General features: G+C 62.7%; 14 protein-coding genes. 11 read left to right on the top strand and 3 right to left on the bottom strand.

The features are described 5' to 3' along the window. Positions 1 to 99: 99 nt before the first annotated feature. Positions 100 to 372, bottom strand: a complete 273-nt coding sequence (locus QTJ18_RS18795) for a BON domain-containing protein (RefSeq protein WP_252752519.1) — start codon at positions 370 to 372, stop codon at positions 100 to 102. Between the two features lie 187 nt (positions 373 to 559). Here QTJ18_RS18795 and QTJ18_RS18790 point away from each other — a divergent pair, with 187 nt between their 5' ends. From QTJ18_RS18790 to QTJ18_RS18760, 7 genes are all read left to right on the top strand, one after another. Beyond that, positions 560 to 1,165: a TetR/AcrR family transcriptional regulator gene (locus QTJ18_RS18790; RefSeq protein WP_252752520.1), complete on the top strand. Its 606-nt coding sequence runs from the start codon at positions 560 to 562 to the stop codon at positions 1,163 to 1,165. A 170-nt stretch (positions 1,166 to 1,335) separates the two neighbouring features. Then, positions 1,336 to 2,439, top strand: coding sequence for an efflux RND transporter periplasmic adaptor subunit (locus tag QTJ18_RS18785; RefSeq protein WP_252752521.1), 1,104 nt, complete (start codon positions 1,336 to 1,338; stop codon positions 2,437 to 2,439). A gap of 164 nt (positions 2,440 to 2,603) precedes the next feature. After that, positions 2,604 to 5,771 carry an efflux RND transporter permease subunit gene (locus QTJ18_RS18780; RefSeq protein ID WP_252752522.1) on the top strand — a complete coding sequence of 1,056 codons (3,168 nt, stop codon included), beginning with the start codon at positions 2,604 to 2,606 and terminating at the stop codon, positions 5,769 to 5,771. Between the two features lie 215 nt (positions 5,772 to 5,986). After that, positions 5,987 to 6,973, top strand: a complete 987-nt coding sequence (cysP, locus tag QTJ18_RS18775; RefSeq protein ID WP_252752523.1) for a thiosulfate ABC transporter substrate-binding protein CysP — start codon at positions 5,987 to 5,989, stop codon at positions 6,971 to 6,973. 77 nt (positions 6,974 to 7,050) lie between these two features. Further along, positions 7,051 to 7,872, top strand: a complete 822-nt coding sequence (gene cysT / locus QTJ18_RS18770) for a sulfate ABC transporter permease subunit CysT (RefSeq protein WP_252752524.1) — start codon at positions 7,051 to 7,053, stop codon at positions 7,870 to 7,872. A 3-nt stretch (positions 7,873 to 7,875) separates the two neighbouring features. Next, complete coding sequence (cysW, locus tag QTJ18_RS18765) at positions 7,876 to 8,766, top strand: sulfate ABC transporter permease subunit CysW (RefSeq protein ID WP_252752525.1); 891 nt, start codon at positions 7,876 to 7,878, stop codon at positions 8,764 to 8,766. Beyond that, positions 8,763 to 9,785, top strand: a complete 1,023-nt coding sequence (locus QTJ18_RS18760) for a sulfate/molybdate ABC transporter ATP-binding protein (protein ID WP_252752526.1) — start codon at positions 8,763 to 8,765, stop codon at positions 9,783 to 9,785. Before cysW ends, QTJ18_RS18760 begins: the two co-directional genes overlap by 4 nt. 108 nt (positions 9,786 to 9,893) lie before the next feature. On the opposite strand, the gene QTJ18_RS18755 is transcribed toward QTJ18_RS18760, so the two are convergent. Together QTJ18_RS18755 and QTJ18_RS18750 are read right to left on the bottom strand one after the other, a co-directional pair. Next, positions 9,894 to 11,330 carry an NAD-dependent succinate-semialdehyde dehydrogenase gene (locus QTJ18_RS18755; RefSeq protein WP_252752527.1) on the bottom strand — a complete coding sequence of 479 codons (1,437 nt, stop codon included), beginning with the start codon at positions 11,328 to 11,330 and terminating at the stop codon, positions 9,894 to 9,896. 197 nt (positions 11,331 to 11,527) lie between these two features. Further along, on the bottom strand, positions 11,528 to 12,715 hold the full coding sequence (locus QTJ18_RS18750; protein WP_252752528.1) for an acyl-CoA dehydrogenase: 1,188 nt from the start codon (positions 12,713 to 12,715) through the stop codon (positions 11,528 to 11,530). Between the two features lie 102 nt (positions 12,716 to 12,817). Here QTJ18_RS18750 and QTJ18_RS18745 point away from each other — a divergent pair, with 102 nt between their 5' ends. The 4 genes from QTJ18_RS18745 to QTJ18_RS18730 all read left to right on the top strand — a co-directional run bounded on the left by QTJ18_RS18745 (position 12,818) and on the right by QTJ18_RS18730 (position 17,295). After that, positions 12,818 to 13,735 carry a LysR family transcriptional regulator gene (locus QTJ18_RS18745; protein WP_252752529.1) on the top strand — a complete coding sequence of 306 codons (918 nt, stop codon included), beginning with the start codon at positions 12,818 to 12,820 and terminating at the stop codon, positions 13,733 to 13,735. Positions 13,736 to 13,752: 17 nt separating this feature from the next. After that, positions 13,753 to 14,442, top strand: coding sequence for a phosphoribosyltransferase (locus QTJ18_RS18740; protein WP_252752530.1), 690 nt, complete (start codon positions 13,753 to 13,755; stop codon positions 14,440 to 14,442). A gap of 89 nt (positions 14,443 to 14,531) precedes the next feature. Beyond that, positions 14,532 to 15,581 (top strand): dipeptidase, encoded by a 1,050-nt coding sequence (locus tag QTJ18_RS18735; protein WP_252752879.1) that lies wholly within the window; start codon positions 14,532 to 14,534, stop codon positions 15,579 to 15,581. 76 nt (positions 15,582 to 15,657) lie between these two features. Beyond that, on the top strand, positions 15,658 to 17,295 hold the full coding sequence (locus QTJ18_RS18730) for an ABC transporter substrate-binding protein (RefSeq protein ID WP_252752531.1): 1,638 nt from the start codon (positions 15,658 to 15,660) through the stop codon (positions 17,293 to 17,295). Positions 17,296 to 17,307 lie beyond the last annotated feature (12 nt).

Genomic DNA, 17,307 nt, shown 5'->3' with positions numbered 1-17,307 from the left:
CTTCACGACCGCAAAGAGAAATGCCCGGGCGATCAGAAGATCGCCCGGGCATTGTCGTTCAGCCAGTCTGCTGCGCAAGGGGCGGCGAGGCGCCGGCCTTCACGTCCCGCGCGCCTGCAACTCGTTGACGGTTGCCGATACGCCGGCAACCGAAAGAGCCACTTCTTCCGCCCGCACGATCTCGCCGGGCGAAAGGACCGTTCCCTGCAGCGTGACGACCGAGCCCTTCGCGACGACGCGGACATCGGTCGCGTCGAGGCTTCGGTCATCGGCAAGGGCCGCCGCAACGCTTGTCTCGATAACGGCGTCCGGTGGATCATCCTGGGCCGATACAGGCTCTTCGCCGTGAAATGTTTGCGGTTTGAAAACCATGATCCGTTCCTCCTGAAGGTTTCATACGCCTGAACGCGCCAGACCGGCTAAAAGTTCGTCGCAGCCGCCGCATCCGCCGAGTCGCAGCCTCTTCCGGGTCAGAAGGGGCGGCCGGCTTGACTCCGGACCGACTGCAGCCTATGACTGAAGAAATTCGTAATTCGTCAGTCATCAAACGGCAGTTGACATGAATGATCTCACTGGCGCCGCCACCGAAGCGGCGCGGCAGGAAAACACCGAGAAGATCCTGGATACGGCCGAGAGGCTGTTCCGCCATTACGGCTACAACAAAACCAATGTGGCCGATATTGCGCGCGAACTCTCCATGTCGTCGGGCAATATCTATCGCTTCTTCGCGTCCAAGGCGGATATTCAGCAGGCGCTCGTCCGTCGCATGCTGGCCGCGCAGTTCCAGGCCGTGAAGGCTCAGGCGGCCGGTCCGGGCACGGCGACCGAACGCCTGAAGCAGCACTTGATCCTCGTCCACAAGATGACCGTCGAGACGATGCTGGACGAGGAGAAGGTGCATGAAATGGTGGTGGTCGCCATGGATCAGCAATGGCCCGTCATCCAGGAACATCTGCAGCAGATCCGGCTGGTGGTCACCGACCTGATCCGTGAAGGCATTGCAGCAGGCGAATTTCGCGACCAGAACCCGGTTCTTGCGGCGGAAAGCTTCATGTGCTGCGGCGTGACGCTCTGTCATCCCGAACTGGTGGCCAAGAAGATCGCGACCGACGAGTGCATTACGCCCGCAGGCCTCGCCGATTTCATCATACAGGCCTTGAAATAATTGGTTTTCGGCCTGCGGGCCGCCTTCGGTAGGAGCCGAACATGTCGAATGCAGCTTTGAGTGCAGGACGCCGTGGACCCGGCGCGGCTCGGCAAGCCGCCCAGCCTGTCACTTATCCTGTGGCCAATGCCCGGAATGGCGCCCGCTTAGGCGCCCGGCTGGCGCCCCGGATGGCACTTTGCGCCGCCCTTCTTGCGCTTGCCGGCTGCAACGAGCAGCAGGCCGAAAGTGAGGAAATCATCCGCCCGGTCAAGATCGTCCAGGTCTCGGCGCCGGACGAGGGACGCGTGCTGGAATATTCCGGTTCGGTCCGCGCCCGCACCGAAATCGCGCTCGGCTTTCGCGTCGATGGCAAGATCACCGAGCGGCTGGTGGATGTCGGGCAGCACGTGAAGGCCGGCGACGTCCTGGCGCGGCTGGATCCGGTGGATTACGAATTGTCCGTGCGGCAGGCGCAGGCACAGCTTGCCTCGGCGGAAAAGCAGGTCGAAATCTCCAAACTGGCTCTCAACCGCGCCAAGATCCTCGAACAAAAGAGCATTACCTCGCAATCGACGCTGGAGCAGAGCCAGCTTGGCTACGATCAGGCGGTTTCGGCGCGCGATGCGGCCCTGTCCTCGCTGAAGCAGGCGCAGAACCGCGTGGCCTATACGAGCCTGTCCTCCGGTGTCGAGGGAATCGTGACGGCGACCAGCGCGGAGGCGGGCCAGGTTGTGGCCGCCGGCTCGCCGGTCGTTACCGTGGCCCGCGACGGTGCCAAGGAAGTGGCGATCGCCGTTCCGGAAACCGATATCGCCGTGTTCCAAACGGGCAAGACGGTAAAGGCCAGCTTCTGGTCCAGCCGCGATCTGGTGCTGACCGGAACGGTGCGGGAAATTGCCGGCAGTGCCGACACCCAGTCCCGCACCTTTGCGGTGCGCGTCAGCCTGCCGGATGATCCGCAGGTCAGGCTCGGCATGACGGCGACGGTGCGGGTGACGACCGATGAGGCCGCGCCGGCCTTCGTGCTGCCGCTTGCGGCCCTCGCGCGCGACAAGGGGCAATCGCAGGTCTGGCTCGTCGATCCGCAGACGCAGACGGTGCATAGCCGGCCGGTTACGGTGGCGGATTTCGCCGATGACGGCGTGCGCGTCACCAAGGGCATTGCGCCGGGCGATCTCGTGATTGCGGCGGGAACCCAGTTCATGCGCGAGGATATGAAGGTGAAGCTTCCCGAGGACGGCGTGAAGGCGGCGCAGCAGCCGGGCACGGCCGACGACCAGAGCCGCTCCTGACCGCCCGCCGCCCCGGCAAAATCAGCCGGGGACGCCGCGACACCTTGCATGAAAAGCCTTCGGCGCCCCCGGAGGAGACGTGATTTTCATCCATGCCGTCTGTGCCGCCGGGCGTCCCGGGCCGGCGGCGACGCGACCGACCGCCTCAACCAGGAAACGCGGATATGAGCTCTTTGCGCCAGCCCCCCTCCGGCAAGCAGCCCTTCAATCTTTCACGCTGGGCCATTGCGCATCCCAGCATCGGCCGCTTTCTCTTCGGGCTGATCATCATCATCGGCGGCCTCGGCATCATGAATATGGGCCAGAAGGAAGATCCCGATTTCACCTTCCGCGTCATGGTGGTCCAGGCGGTCTGGCCGGGCGCCTCGATCGAGGACATGCAGGATCAGGTCGTCAACAAGATCGAGCGCAAGCTGCAGGAGACGCCGCATCTCGATTGGGTCAAATCCTATACGCGGGCCGGCTCGTCGATCACCACGATCCAGATCAAGGGCAATACCAATGCGGAGCAGGTGGCCGACGCCTTCTACCAGGTGCGCAAGAAGATCGGCGATATCCAGCAGGATCTTCCAAGCGGCGTCCTTGGCCCCTTCTTCAACGATGAATTCGGCGATACGTTCGTCACGCTGCACGCGATCACCGGCGAGGGATACAGCTATCCGGAGCTCAAGCAGTTCGCCATCCAGGCGCGCGACATGCTGCTCGCCACGCAGGGTGTCGAGAAGGTGTCGATCCTGGGCGACCAGGCGGAGCGCATCTATATCGACATTTCCTCCAAGAGCCTTGCAGAGCGGGGCCTGACGCTGACCGATATCCGCAATGCCCTGGCAGGGCAGAATGACGTCGATCCGGCCGGCTCGGTTCAGACCGCCACGCGGTCGGTGCGCATTGCCGTCGAAGGCGGTGTGCGCACGCCGGAGGATGTGGCGGAGCTGCGCATCCGCAGCGGCTCGCAGGTCTTCCGCCTTGGCGATATCGCCCATGTGTCCCGCGGCCTCGTCGATCCTTATGAGCGCAAATTCCGCTTCAACGGCAAGGATGCCGTGGAAGTGGGCGTCGTGATGCAGAACGGCTACAAGGTGACGGATGTCGGCACCTGGGTGGAGGAGACCTATCACCGCTTCGAAAATGCCCTGCCGGTCGGCGTGGAGGTCGAGCAGATCGCCAACCAGCCGGAGGTCGTCCATGAGGCGATCGGCGAATTCACCCAGGCCCTGCTGGAGGCGCTGGTCATCGTTCTGGTGGTCTCGCTGCTGTCGATCGGTTGGCGTTCCGGCATCGTCATTGCCATTACCATTCCGCTGGTGCTGGCGGCCACGCTTGCCATCATGTACGAGCTGGGCATCGAGCTGCAGCGCATTTCGCTCGGCGCCCTCATCATCGCGCTCGGCCTTTTGGTGGACGATGCGATGATCGTCGTGGAGATGATGGAGCGCAAGCTGGAGGAGGGGCTGGAAAAGCTCGACGCCGCCACCTTCGCCTATTCCTCCACCGCCTTCCCGATGCTGACCGGGACGCTGATCACGACGGCCGGTTTCATTCCGGTCGGATTTGCCGATTCGACCGCCGGCGAATATGTCCGGTCGCTCTTCTTCGTGGTGGGCATAGCGCTCGTTACATCCTGGTTCGTCGCGGTCTATTTCACGCCCTGGCTCGGCTATATGATCCTGAAGCAGCGGGCGCATGCCGGCACGCATCACGATGTCTATGATACACGCTTCTATCGCGGGCTGCGTGCCGCGGTGACCTGGTGCGTGCGCCATCGGCTGATCGTCCTGCTGGCAACCTTCCTGGCCTTCGGGACCAGCCTCTGGTCCTTCCAGTTCATCCCCCAGAGCTTCTTCCCGCAGTCTTCGCGGCCGGAGATCCTGGTCGACATGTGGCTGCCGGAGGGGACGGCGATCGAGGATGTCGAGCGGCAGGCCAAGGCGCTCGAGGTCAAGCTGATGGACGATCCGGACAAGAAGTTCATCGCCACCTTCATCGGCGAGGGCGCGCCGCGCTTCTTCCTGCCGCTGGACCAGCAGCTGCGCAATCCGAATTTCGCCCAATTGCTCGTCATGTCGAATGGGCTGGAAGAGCGTGAGCGGCTGATCGTCAAGCTTCGCAAGATCCTGGCCGAAGAGTTCCCGATGGTTCGAAGCAAGGTGGACCGTCTCTTCCTCGGCCCGCCGGTCGGCTGGGCGGTGCAGATGCGTGTCGTCGGCCCCGAACGGGACGAAGTGCGCCGCATCGCCGACGAGGTGAAGGCACGTTTCCACCAGAATCCGCTGCTCGGCACCATCCATGACGATTGGCTCGAACCGGTGACGACGATGAAGCTCGTCATAGATCAGGACCGCGCCCGGGCGCTCGGCGTTTCCTCGCAGCGCGTGCGTCAGATGCTCTACGCTTCCGTGACCGGTGCGGAGCTCGGCCAGTTCCGCGATGGGGAAGAGACGGTTTCCATCGTCGCGCGGGAGCCGGATGCCAGCCGCAAGCTGATCAGTGCGGTGAATTCCGTCTATATCCCCACCGATAACGGCCGGTTCGTCCCGGTCTCGCAGATCGCCCGCGTCGAAGTGGTGCAGGAAAACGGTATTGAGTGGCGGCGCGACCGCCTGCCGACCATCACGGTGAAGGCCACCGTGCCGGATGCGGTGGAGCCGAATGACGTGGCGATGAAGCTCTATCAGAGCATGACGGATCTGCGTCAGTCGCTGCCGGCCGGCTTCAAGATCGAGATCCAGGGCGGTGCGGAGGATGCGGCGGAAAGCCAGGCCTCGATCGCGGCCAAGGCGCCGGTCATGCTCTTCGTCATCCTCGTGCTGCTGATGATCCAGCTGCAGCATTTCGGAAAGGCGATGCTGGTGCTCGCCACAGGACCGCTCGGCATTATTGGCGCGGCATCGGCGCTGCTGATCACCGGCGCCCCCTTCGGCTTCGTCGCCATCCTCGGCGTCATCGCGCTGCTCGGCATCATCATCCGCAACTCGATCATCCTTGTCGACCAGATCGACCAGGATATCGCGGCGGGCCTGCCCCGAAAGGAGGCGATCATCGGCGCGGCGGTTCGCCGTTTCAGGCCGATCATGCTGACGGCGCTGGTGGCGGTGCTCGCGCTCATCCCGATCTCGCGCGGCCTGTTCTGGGGACCGCTCGCCTATGCCATGATGGGAGGCATCATGGTGGCGACCATCCTGACCATCCTCGTTCTTCCGGCGGCCTATGCGCTCTTTTTCGGGCGCGAGCCGAAGAGCGACAAGAGATCGGCGAGCGACAATGACGATCGCGACGGCCAGGGGCCACAGGACGGACAGATGTCGCTCAGTCTGAACACCGCTGCAGAGTGACGCCCGCAACGGGCGCGCTCGGCTGAGGCCCTCGGCACCCTCTTCGATAAGGGTAAGTCGGAGCCGGGCAGAGCGAGGGGGAACAGCATCGCCTGATCCCGGCCCGAATGAGACAAATATTCTCCATTCCGCCATTTGTGGCAGGTTTGTGATACCTCGCCGGACAGCTCCTTGACCGGTAGACTCCGGACAACTGAATATCACCGGAGTTTTCCATGAACCGCCTCCTGATCGTCGGCACAGCGCTCGTCTCGCTCCTGTCCGGACCTGTACTGGCTCAAGAGCCGACCAAGCTCCTGAACGCCTCCTATGATATCGCCCGCGAATTGTTCGCGGCCGAAAACGAGGCCTTCCGCAAGGTTCATCCCAATGTCACCGTCGACCAGTCGCATGCCGGCACGTCGAAGCAGGCACGCGCGATCGCCGAAGGGCTGGAGGCGGATGTCGTGACCTTCAACCAGGTCACGGATATCGATTTCCTGGTCAAGCAGGGCTTCGTTTCGGCGGACTGGCAGAAGGATTTCCCCAATAATGCGTCTCCCTTCTATTCCTTCCCTTCCTTCCTGGTGCGGGCCGGCAATCCGAAGAACATCAAGGACTGGAACGATCTCGTTCGCGATGACGTGAAGGTCGTCTTCCCGAACCCGAAAACCTCCGGCAATGCGCGCTACACCTATCTGGCGGCAGTCGCCTATGCGCGGGAGGCCTTCGGCGGCGACGAGGAGAAGGTCGAGGCTTTCGTCAAGAAGATCTTCGACAATGTTCCGGTTTTCGACACGGGCGGGCGGGCTGCCACCACCACCTTCATCGAACGGGAGACCGGCGACGTGCTGATCACCTTCGAAGCGGAGACGCGGTCGATCGCCAAGCAGTACGGCGCCGACAAGGTTGAGAGCGTCATCCCCTCGGTCTCGCTTCTGGCGGAGTTCCCGGTTGCGGTCGTCGACAAGGTCGCCGAGAAGCATGGAACGCAGGCTTTGGCCAAGACCTATCTCGATTTCCTCTACAGCAAGGAAGGCCAGCGGGTCGCCGCCGAATTCGGTCATCGTGTGCATGACGAAAGCGTCAAGGCGGACTATGCCAGCGAATTCCCGCAGGTCCGCCTGGTCAAGGTCGAAGATGTGTTCGGCGGCTGGGACAAGGTGCAGAAGGAGCATTTTGCTTCCGGCGGCGAACTCGACCAAGTATACGGCAATCGTTAATTGCAATAGCCTCATCAGCCTCCCAAGGTGAAAGCCCGGCGATCGCATCGCCGGGCTTTAACGCAGGAACTGCCTCCGTGAATCGTAATGTTCTGCCCGGATTGCGCCTGTCGCTCGGGATCACCCTCTTTTATGTCGGCCTCATCGTGGTTCTGCCGCTGGCTGCGCTTGCCTATAAGGCCGCCAGTCTCGGACCTTCCAACTATTGGACGATCATTTCCTCGCCGCGGGCGCTGGCGAGTTACCGCGTCACGGTCCTGGCGGCGCTCGGTGCCACGGTCTTCAACCTGTTCTTCGGCTTTGCACTGGCCTGGGTCCTGACGCGCTACCGCTTTCCCGGCCGCCGGCTTGTCGATGCCGTGGTCGATCTTCCCTTTGCCCTGCCCACCGCGGTCGCCGGCATTTCGCTGACGGCCCTGTTTTCCGCCAATGGCTGGTTTGGCTCTGCGCTCGCCGATCTCGGCATCAAGGTCGCCTATACGCCGCTCGGCATCATGATCGCCATGTGCTTCACCAGCCTGCCCTTCATCGTCCGGACGGTGCAGCCGGTGCTGGAGGATCTCGATCCGGCGCTCGAAGAGGCGGCACAATCGCTCGGCGGCTCCGATTGGACAATCTTCGCCAAGGTGATCCTGCCGCTCCTGTCGCCGGCGCTGATGGCGGGCACCTCGCTCTCCTTTGCCCGTTCGCTCGGCGAGTTCGGCGCGATCATCTTCATTGCCGGCAATCAGCCGATGAAGACGGAAATCACGGCGCTGCTGATCTTCATCCGGCTGGAGGAATATGATTATCAGGCCGCCGCGGCGATTGCCTCGGTCCTGTTGATCACCGCCTTCGTGATGCTCGCCATGACCAACTGGGCGCAGGCGCGCGCCTTGCGCTATACCGTGAAAGGATAGGCCGTGGCTCAGACATCCCTTCAGCGCCGCAAACCGCCGCGGGTGGGCGATCATCCGGTCTTCCGTCTCGTCCTGATCACCGTCGTCATGGTGCTTGGCGCATTGCTCGTGCTTGCGCCTCTGATCGTCATCGGCGTGGAGGCCTTTTCCGAGGGCTGGCAGATCTACATCGCGACCCTCACCCATCCGGATACGCGCCATGCCATCATGATGACGGTGCTGACGGCGCTGATCGCCGTGCCGATCAACACCGTTTTCGGCGTCGCCGCCGCCTGGGCGCTGACGAAGTTCGACTTTTTCGGCAAGCGGCTGCTGCTGGTCGTCATCGAGATCCCCTTTTCGGTGTCTCCCATCGTGGCGGGTGTCGCCTATCTTTTCGTCTACGGGCTGCAGGGCATATTCGGTCCCCTCCTGGATGCCTATGACGTGAAGATCCTCTTTGCGCTGCCAGGCATCGTGCTGGCGTCGATGTTCGTCACCGCGCCCTTCGTCGCACGCGAGCTGATCCCGCTGATGCAGGCTCAGGGCCGCGATCTGGAGGAGGCCGCCACCTCGCTCGGCGCCTCCGGTTTCAAGACCTTCTTTTCCGTAACGCTGCCCAATGTGAAATGGGCGCTGCTGTATGGCGTGGTGCTCTGCAATGCCCGCGTCATGGGCGAATTCGGCGCCGTTTCCATCGTGTCAGGCAATATTCGCGGCCAGACCAATACGCTGCCGCTGCATATCGAACTTCTCTATCACGATTACCAGGCGGCCGGTGCCTTCGCCTCCGCCTCGATCCTGGCGGTCATTGCCGTCTTCACCATTATCGCAAAGGTCGCGCTGGAGCGCCGCGGCGCCGGCCGCCGGACCGCCCTTGCCGCTGATCCCGTATCCGAAGGAGGTCGTTCATGAAGATTCGCCTGACCAATATCGTCAAGACCTTCGATCGGTTCCGTGCCGTGCGCGGCGTCTCGCTGGAGATTGCCAGCGGCGAACTGGTCGCCCTTCTGGGACCGTCCGGTTCCGGCAAGACGACGATCCTGCGCATGGTTGCCGGGCTGGATTACGCCGATGGCGGACAGATCGAATTCGGCGATCAGGATGCGACCGACATACCGGTGCGGGAGCGCGGCGTCGGCTTCGTCTTCCAGCATTATGCGCTGTTTCCGCACATGACGGTTGCCGAGAACATCGGCTTCGGCATGAGTGTCTCCAAGGTCCGGCGCAGCAAGGCGGATATTGCGGCGCGGGTGGCCGAGCTTCTCAAGCTGGTCAGGCTCGATGGCTTAGGCAACCGCTTTCCCGGGCAGATTTCCGGCGGCCAAAGGCAGCGCGTGGCCCTGGCGCGGGCGCTTTCCGTCGATCCCAAGGTGCTTCTGCTCGATGAGCCTTTCGGCGCGCTGGATGCCAATGTCCGCCATGACCTGCGCCGCTGGCTGCGGGAAATCCACCAGGAGCTCGGCATCACCACGATCTTCGTGACGCATGACCAGGAGGAGGCGCTGGATCTGGCCGATCGCGTCGTCATCCTGAAAGAGGGGCAGATCGTGCAGCAGGGAACGCCGCAGGCGGTCTGCCGCGATCCGAAGGATGCTTTCGTGATGCGGTTCCTGGGCGATGCGAACCGCCTGTCCGGCCATGTGCGTGACGGACGGGCGCTCGCCGATGGCGCGGAGGTGGCGGCGCCGGGGATTGCGGACGGTCCGGCGGAGATCTACGCGCGGCCATCCGATCTCGACTGGTCGCCGGAGGGGCCGGGCGTCGCTGCAGCGGTGACGCGGGTTCTGGACCGGCCCGGCGGACGCCGCATCATTGCCGCCACCGCGGCGGGCGAGCCGCTGGAATTCGATGTGGAGCCGGAGCGCGAGATCCGTGCCGGCGAGACGGGTTTTGTGACCCTGCGACGGGCCAAGGTCTTCGCGCTGGCGTGAGACTTGGCAGCTTTCCGGCTGCCGCCGGAGGGTCTTTTCGCAAGCCCCGTTCACGAAAAAAAGGCGCCGGTTGCCCGACGCCTTCAATCCTGTCCAGAAAGCCCGATCTTAGTTCATCTGGCTGACGAAGCGGGTCTCCAGATAGGCTTCGACAGCCTCGGAACCGCCTTCCGTGCCATAGCCCGAATCCTTGATGCCGCCGAAGGGCACTTCCGGAATGGCCAGGCCATTGTGGTTGATCGTCAGCATGCCGGCTTCCAGCCGCTGGCCAAGCGCATGGGCGGTCTTGACCGAGCCGGTAAAGGCATAGGATGCCAGGCCGAAAGGCAGGCGGTTGGATTCCTCCAGCGCCTCGTCCAGCGTCTTGAAGCGGTTGACGATGGCGATGGGGCCGAAGGGCTCCTCATTCATCATCTTCGCGGAGGTCGGGACATCGGTCAGCACGGTCGGCTCGAAGAAGTGACCCTTGTTGCCGATGCGCTTGCCGCCGGTTTTCAGGGTCGCGCCCTTGGAGACGGCGTCCTGGATCATGTCTTCCATGGCCGGAATGCGGCGCTCATTGGCCAGCGGACCCATGGTGACGTCGGCTTCCAGGCCGTTGCCGACCTTGACGCTTTCGGCATATTTGACCAGCCCGTCGATGAACCTGTCGGCCACACCCTCCTGGATCAGGAAGCGGGTGGGTGCCACGCAGACCTGACCGGCATTGCGGAATTTGGCGGTGGCGGAGACTTCGACAGCCTTTTCGAGATCCGCATCGTCGAAGACGACGACGGGCGCATGGCCGCCGAGTTCCATGGTGGCGCGCTTCATGTGCTTGCCGGCCAGCGCCGCCAGATGCTTGCCCACCGGCGTGGAACCGGTGAAGGAGATCTTGCGGATCACCGGATGCGGGATGAGATATTCGGAGATCTCCGCCGGGACGCCGTAGACGAGATTGACGACGCCGGCCGGGATGCCGGCATCGGCGAAGGCCCGGATCAGTTCGGCAGGCGAGGCCGGGGTTTCTTCGGGGGCCTTGATGATGATCGAGCAGCCGACCGAAACGGCAGCCGAGAGCTTGCGCACGATCTGATTGATCGGGAAGTTCCACGGGGTGAAGGCGGCAACCGGTCCTACCGGAAATTTGATCGCCATATTGGCCACGCCGCCGAAGCGGGCAGGAATGATCTGGCCGTAGGTGCGGCGGGCTTCTTCGGCGAACCAGTCGATCGTATCGGCCGCATTCATGATCTCGATCTTCGACTGGGCCAGCGGCTTGCCCTGTTCGCGCGTCATGAGCCAGGCGACGTAATCAATGCGCTCGCGCAGGATGTTGGCGGCCTTGCGCATGATCTTGGAGCGCTCGAAGGCGGACGTATCGCGCCACTGCTTGAAACCCTTGTCGGCAGCTTCCAGCGCCAGATCCAGATCGGCCTTTTCCGCATGGGCGATCTTGCCGATCGTCTCCTGAGTGGCAGGATCTTCAACCGGGATGGTCTTGCCGGAAACGGCATCGCGCCATTCGCCTGCAATGAAGAGTTTGACGTCGGGATAGCTGTGCATGATGACCTCTTTTTCGATCGGAAAGTCGCGGAAGGGCAAGCCGGCATTGAAAAAAGCTCGGGACCGTGGCTGGCAGGTTCGGAACCTGACGTAGGACAATTGATGTCGACAATCAACGGCGGGACATCAAAAGTATGATTAAATAAATTTGACGGCGGGCATGCCCGCCGTCCTTCTCCGGTCCGGCCCGGAACCCTTTAGAAAAACGCCTGGATGCCGGTCTGCGCCCGGCCGAGGATCAGCGCATGAACATCATGCGTGCCCTCGTATGTGTTGACGGTTTCCAGGTTCTGGGCGTGGCGCATGACGTGATATTCGATCTGGATCCCGTTGCCGCCGTGCATGTCGCGCGCCTGGCGGGCAATATCCAGAGCCTTGCCGCAATTGTTGCGCTTGACGATGGAAATCATTTCCGGCGCCATCCTGTGCTCGTCCATCAGGCGGCCGACGCGCAGGGAGCCTTGCAGGCCAAGCGCGATCTCCGTCTGCATGTCGGCAAGCTTCTTCTGGAAAAGCTGCGTGCCGGCCAGAGGCTTGCCGAACTGCTTGCGGTCCAGTCCGTACTGGCGCGCCCGCATCCAGCAATCTTCCGCAGCGCCCATCACGCCCCAGGAAATGCCGTACCGGGCGCGGTTGAGGCAGCCGAACGGACCCTTCAGGCCCGAAACATTGGGAAGCAGGGCATCTTCGGAGACCTCGACGCCATCCATGACGATTTCGCCGGTGATCGAGGCGCGCAGCGAGAGCTTGCCGCCGATCTTGGGCGCGGAGAGACCCTTCATGCCCTTTTCGAGAACGAAGCCGCGGATTTCGTTATTATGCGCTTCCGACTTGGCCCAGACGACGAAGACATCGGCGATCGGGGAGTTGGAGATCCACATCTTGGAGCCGCGCAGGCGGTAGCCGCCATCGATCTTCTCGGCCCTCGTCTTCATGCCGCCCGGATCGGATCCGGCATCCGGCTCGGTGAGGCCGAAACAGCCGATCAGCTCACCCGATACCAGACCCGGCAGGTATTTCTGCTTCTGTGCATCCGAACCGTAGGCGAAGATCGGATAGATCACCAGCGAGGACTGGACGCTCATCATCGAGCGATAGCCGCTGTCGATGCGCTCCACCTCGCGCGCCACCAGGCCGTAGGCGACATAGGAGGCATTGGCCGCACCATAGTCCTCCGGCAGCGTGACGCCGAGCAGGCCGGCCTGTCCCATCAGCGGAAAGAGCTCCGGCGCGCTGGTTTCGGACAGATAGGCCTCGTTCACGCGCGGCAGGAGCTCGGCCTTGGCGAAGGCGGCGGCCGAATCGCGGATCATCCGCTCGTCTTCGGTCAATTGGTCGTCGATCAGGAAGGGATCTTCCCAGGAAAAGGCGGCACGATCGCTCACGTTCAAAATCCTCCATCGGAAACAGTGCGGCGACTATCGGTCATGGGGCGCCGGTCGTAAAGCGCCGTTTACTCACGCCGATATGAGCTATAGGAATGCGCAATGAGCAATCTCAGCCGCCGACTCCTGCCATCCACCAGCGCACTCGCCGCCTTCGAATCCGTGGCGCGGCTGGGCAGCTTTTCCGCCGCCGCCGAAGAGCTCGCTTTGACCCAAGGGGCGATCAGCCGGCAGATTTCCGGGCTTGAGGAGCAGCTCGGCCTTCTTCTCTTCGACCGCAGCAGCCGCGGCGTTTCGCTGACGGAGCCGGGCCGCGCCTATGCCAAATCGATCGGCGCCGCGCTGTCGCAGATCCGCGCGGCATCGCTGCAGGCCATGACGAAAAAACATGGCGATACGCTGAACTTGGCCATGCTGCCGACCTTCGGCACGCGCTGGCTCCTGCCGCGCATTCCCCGCTTCGTCTCCCAGCACCCGGAGATCACGCTGAATTTCGCGACCCGGATCGGCATTTTCGATTTCGAACAGGATGGGCTGGATGTCGCCATCCATATCGGCCAGCCGAACTGGCCCGGCGCCGACTGCACCTTTCTGATGGACGAGATGGTGGCGCCGGTCTGCAGCCCCGCTTTCCTGTCGCAGCATCCGGTGGCGAGGCCGCAGGACCTTCTGACCTTGCCTCTTCTGCACATGGCCTCGCGGCCGGGCGGCTGGGCGCATTTCTTCGAAAGCCAGGGTTTGTCGGGGGGACCTGCGGCCGGCATGCGCTTCGAACAGTTTGCCAGTGTCGGCCAGGCCTGCAGCGCCGGGCTGGGGCTGGCGCTGATGCCGCTCTTCCTCATCGAGGCGGAGCTGAAGAGCGGCGATCTGGTCCAGGCGCTGCCCTTGCAGGTGAGAAGCCCCAGTTCCTATTATGTCGTCGCCCCCATAACCCGAATGGCCTTTCGCCCTGTCGCTCTCTTCCGCAGCTGGCTGATGGAGGAAGTGGGGCGCTGGCGCGACGAGCCCTATTACGCATGACGCCGGAGTATCACGATATGCAGCTTCCTCTTCTGGCGCAGGATTTCTGGCAGGAGATCCATGCCCCCGGGAGTTTTTCCCCAGACGGTCCGTTCAGCGGATTCTTCCCCGCCGAACTGCAAGACGGGCGGCAGATCCGTCTTCCCATCCGTCCGCTATCGGACGGCAAGCACGCGCTGGCGTCGCTGATCGTCAACCAGGCAAGCTTTGCCGTCGTGGAGGCGCTTTCGGCGGATCTCGCCGCGCGGCTTGCCGAGCAGAAGCCTGAGGTCGTCGTGGGGCTGCCGACGCTCGGGCTGACGCTTGCCGCAGCCGTGGCGCGCCATCTGGGTCACACCCGCTACGTGCCTTTAGGAACCTCGCGCAAGTTCTGGTATGACGAAACGCTTTCTGTTCCCCTGTCCTCCGTCACCACGCCGGATCAGGTCAAGCGGCTCTATGTCGATCCGCGCATGCTGCCGCTGTTGCAGGGGCGTCGGGTTGCGCTGGTGGATGACGTGATTTCCAGCGGCTCCTCCATTCGGGCGGGCCTGGACCTGATGACGGCGATCGACGTGGAACCGGTCGCCATCGGCGCTGCCATGCTGCAATCGGATCGCTGGCGCGACGCTTTGGCAAAATCCCATCCCTCCTTTTCCGCCAGGGTGCATGGCGTTTTCCAGACGCCGGTTCTGACGAAGGCCGGCGATGGGATCTGGCGTCTGTGAGCATTCGAATTTGCTGCTTGCGATGTGTTTCCCGATCAGCCTAGGATCGCAGGCAGATGACTGAATTAGAGAATGCGGACAGGCCGAGTATGGAATGGGTGTTTGACGGGCACAATGATGTGCTTCTGCGTCTTTGGCGAAACATGCGCAACGGAGGGGATCCGGTCGCGGAATTCGCAAACGGCACGCGGGAGGGTCATATCGATGGTCCCCGCGCCGCCATGGGAGGTCTCGCCGGCGGGCTCTGCGCCATCTACATTCCCTCCGGCGACCTGATCCTGCAGGAGCCGGACGCCAAGGGCCATTACGAGACGCCGCTTGCGGCGCCGCTGGAACGGGCACCTTCGCTGGATATCGCGATCGAAAAGCTCGCACTGGCGCATCGTCTAGACAGGGCCGGCGCGTGGCGCATCTGCCGCAGCACTGACGAGATCCGCCGCGCGCAAAAGGACGGGATCTTCGCCTGCGTCCTGCATATGGAGGGCTGCGAGGCGATCGATCCGGATCTGTCGGCGCTCGAGGTCTTTCATGCCGCGGGCCTGCGCTCGCTCGGCCCTGTCTGGAGCCGCAACAATGCCTTCGGCCACGGCGTGCCCTTCGCCTTTCCAATGTCGCCGGATACCGGCCCCGGCCTGACGGATCTCGGCTTCGAACTGGTGAAAGCCTGCGACCGGCTGGGGATCGCCGTCGATCTCGCCCATATCACCGAGCAGGGATTCTGGGATGTGGCAAAGACCTCGTCGCAGCCGCTGATTGCCAGCCATTCCAATGTCCACGCGCTCACGCCGGTGGCGCGCAACCTGACGGACCGGCAGATGGATGCGATCAAGGAGCGGCACGGGATCGTCGGTCTCAACTATGCCGTCACCATGCTGCGCCCGGATGCACGCGACGATGCCGATACCAGTCTTGCTCTGATGGTCCAGCATATCGACGCCATGGTCGAGCGCATGGGGATAGACTGCGTGGGGCTGGGATCGGACTTCGACGGCGCCACGGTTCCGCAGGATATCGGCGATGCAAGCGGCAATCAGAAACTGGTTGCCGCGCTGAAAAACGCGGGCTACGCTGATGAGGAGCTTGCAAAACTCTGCCGGGAAAACTGGCTGAGAGTTCTTGCGCAGACCTGGGACGCGTGAACCGGTCACTGGAAAACGCGCCGCGCCGACCCATTCTCTTGAACTGCTCGCAAACAACAAAATTGGGGAAATCAACATGATGACCGCGCTTCACCGCAATTTTCGCCTTCTGACCACCAGTGCGGCTCTGTCGCTCGTGATGATTTCGGCGCCGCAGGCCTTTGCCGCAACCCCGGCCGATACGCTGGTGGAAGCGCTGGCGATCGACGACATCATCTCGCTTGATCCGGCAGAGGCCTTCGAGCTCTCGACCGCCGAAGTCACCGCCAACAGCTACAGCCTGCTCGTCACGCTCGATCCTTCGGATACGTCCAAGGTCGTCGGCGATCTGGCCGATAGCTGGACCGTGTCGGATGACGGCATGACCTATACGTTCAAGCTGAAGCCGGATGTGAAATTCGCCTCGGGCAATCCGGTTACCGCAGAAGATGTGGCCTATTCCTTCGAACGGGCGATCAAGCTCGACAAGTCGCCGGCCTTCCTGCTTACCCAGTTCGGCCTGACGGGCGACAATATCACCGAAAAGGCCAAGGCGGCCGATCCGCAGACCTTCACCTTCACGGTCGACAAGCCCTATGCGCCGAGCTTCGTGCTGAACGTTCTCACGGCCTCCGTGGCCTCCGTGGTCGACAAGAAGCTGGTATCGGAAAAGGCCAAGGCCGTCACGCCGTCGGCCGATTACAAATGGGATACCGATTTCGGCAATGAATTCCTGAAGACCGGCTATGCCGGCTCCGGCCCGTACAAGGTTCTGGCCTGGCGCGCCAATGAAGCGGTCATCATGGAAGCCAATCCGAACTATTATGGTGAGGCTCCCAAGCTGAAGCGCGTCGTCTATCGTCATATCAAGGAAAGCTCCAGCCAGCGGCTGGCGCTCGAGAACGGCGATATCGACGTGGCCCGCAACCTGCAGCCCGGCGATCTTGCCGCCATCGAAGGCAAGGAGGGCCTCTCGGTCACCTCGGCGCCGAAGAGCACGCTCTACTATTTCAGCCTCAACCAGAAGAATCCGAACCTTGCCAAGCCGGAAGTGGCGGAGGCCTTCAAATATCTCGTCGATTACACCGCGATCGGCGACAAGCTCATCAAGGGCATCGGCAAGATCCATCAGAGCTTCCTGCCGGAGGGCCAGCTGGGCGCCGTGTCGGAGAACCCCTACAAGCTGGATGTTGCCAAGGCCAAGGAACTGCTCGCCAAAGCGGGCCTTGCCGACGGCTTTACCGTGACCATGGATGTGCGCAACACGCAGCCGGTGACGGGCATTGCCGAAAGCGTGCAGCAGACCATGGCGCAGGCCGGCGTGAAGCTGGAAATCATTCCCGGCGACGGCAAGCAGACGCTGACCAAATATCGCGCCCGCCAGCACGATATCTATATCGGCCAGTGGGGCTCGGACTATTTCGATCCCAATTCCAATGCCGAGACCTTCACCTTCAATCCGGACAATTCCGATGAAGGCAAGAACAAGACGCTGGCCTGGCGCAATGCCTGGGACGTTCCGGAACTGACCAAGCAGACCCAGGCGGCGCTTCTGGAAAAGGATACCGAGAAGCGCGCCGCGATCTATCAGACCCTGCAGAAGGAAGTTCTGGAAACCAGCCCCTTCGTGATGCTGTTCCAGCAGATCGAAACGGCCGGCTATTCCTCCAAGCTGAAGGATTTCAAACTCGGTCCGAGCTTCTCGACCAACTTCGTCTACACCGTCTCGAAGTAAGTCCCTGCAAGG

This window comes from Rhizobium sp. SSA_523 (assembly GCF_030435705.1).
In the GTDB taxonomy this organism is placed as follows: Bacteria; Pseudomonadota; Alphaproteobacteria; order Rhizobiales; family Rhizobiaceae; genus Neorhizobium.
Note: the sequence above shows the minus strand (reverse complement) of the source record. Positions and strands in the feature narration are given on the sequence as shown.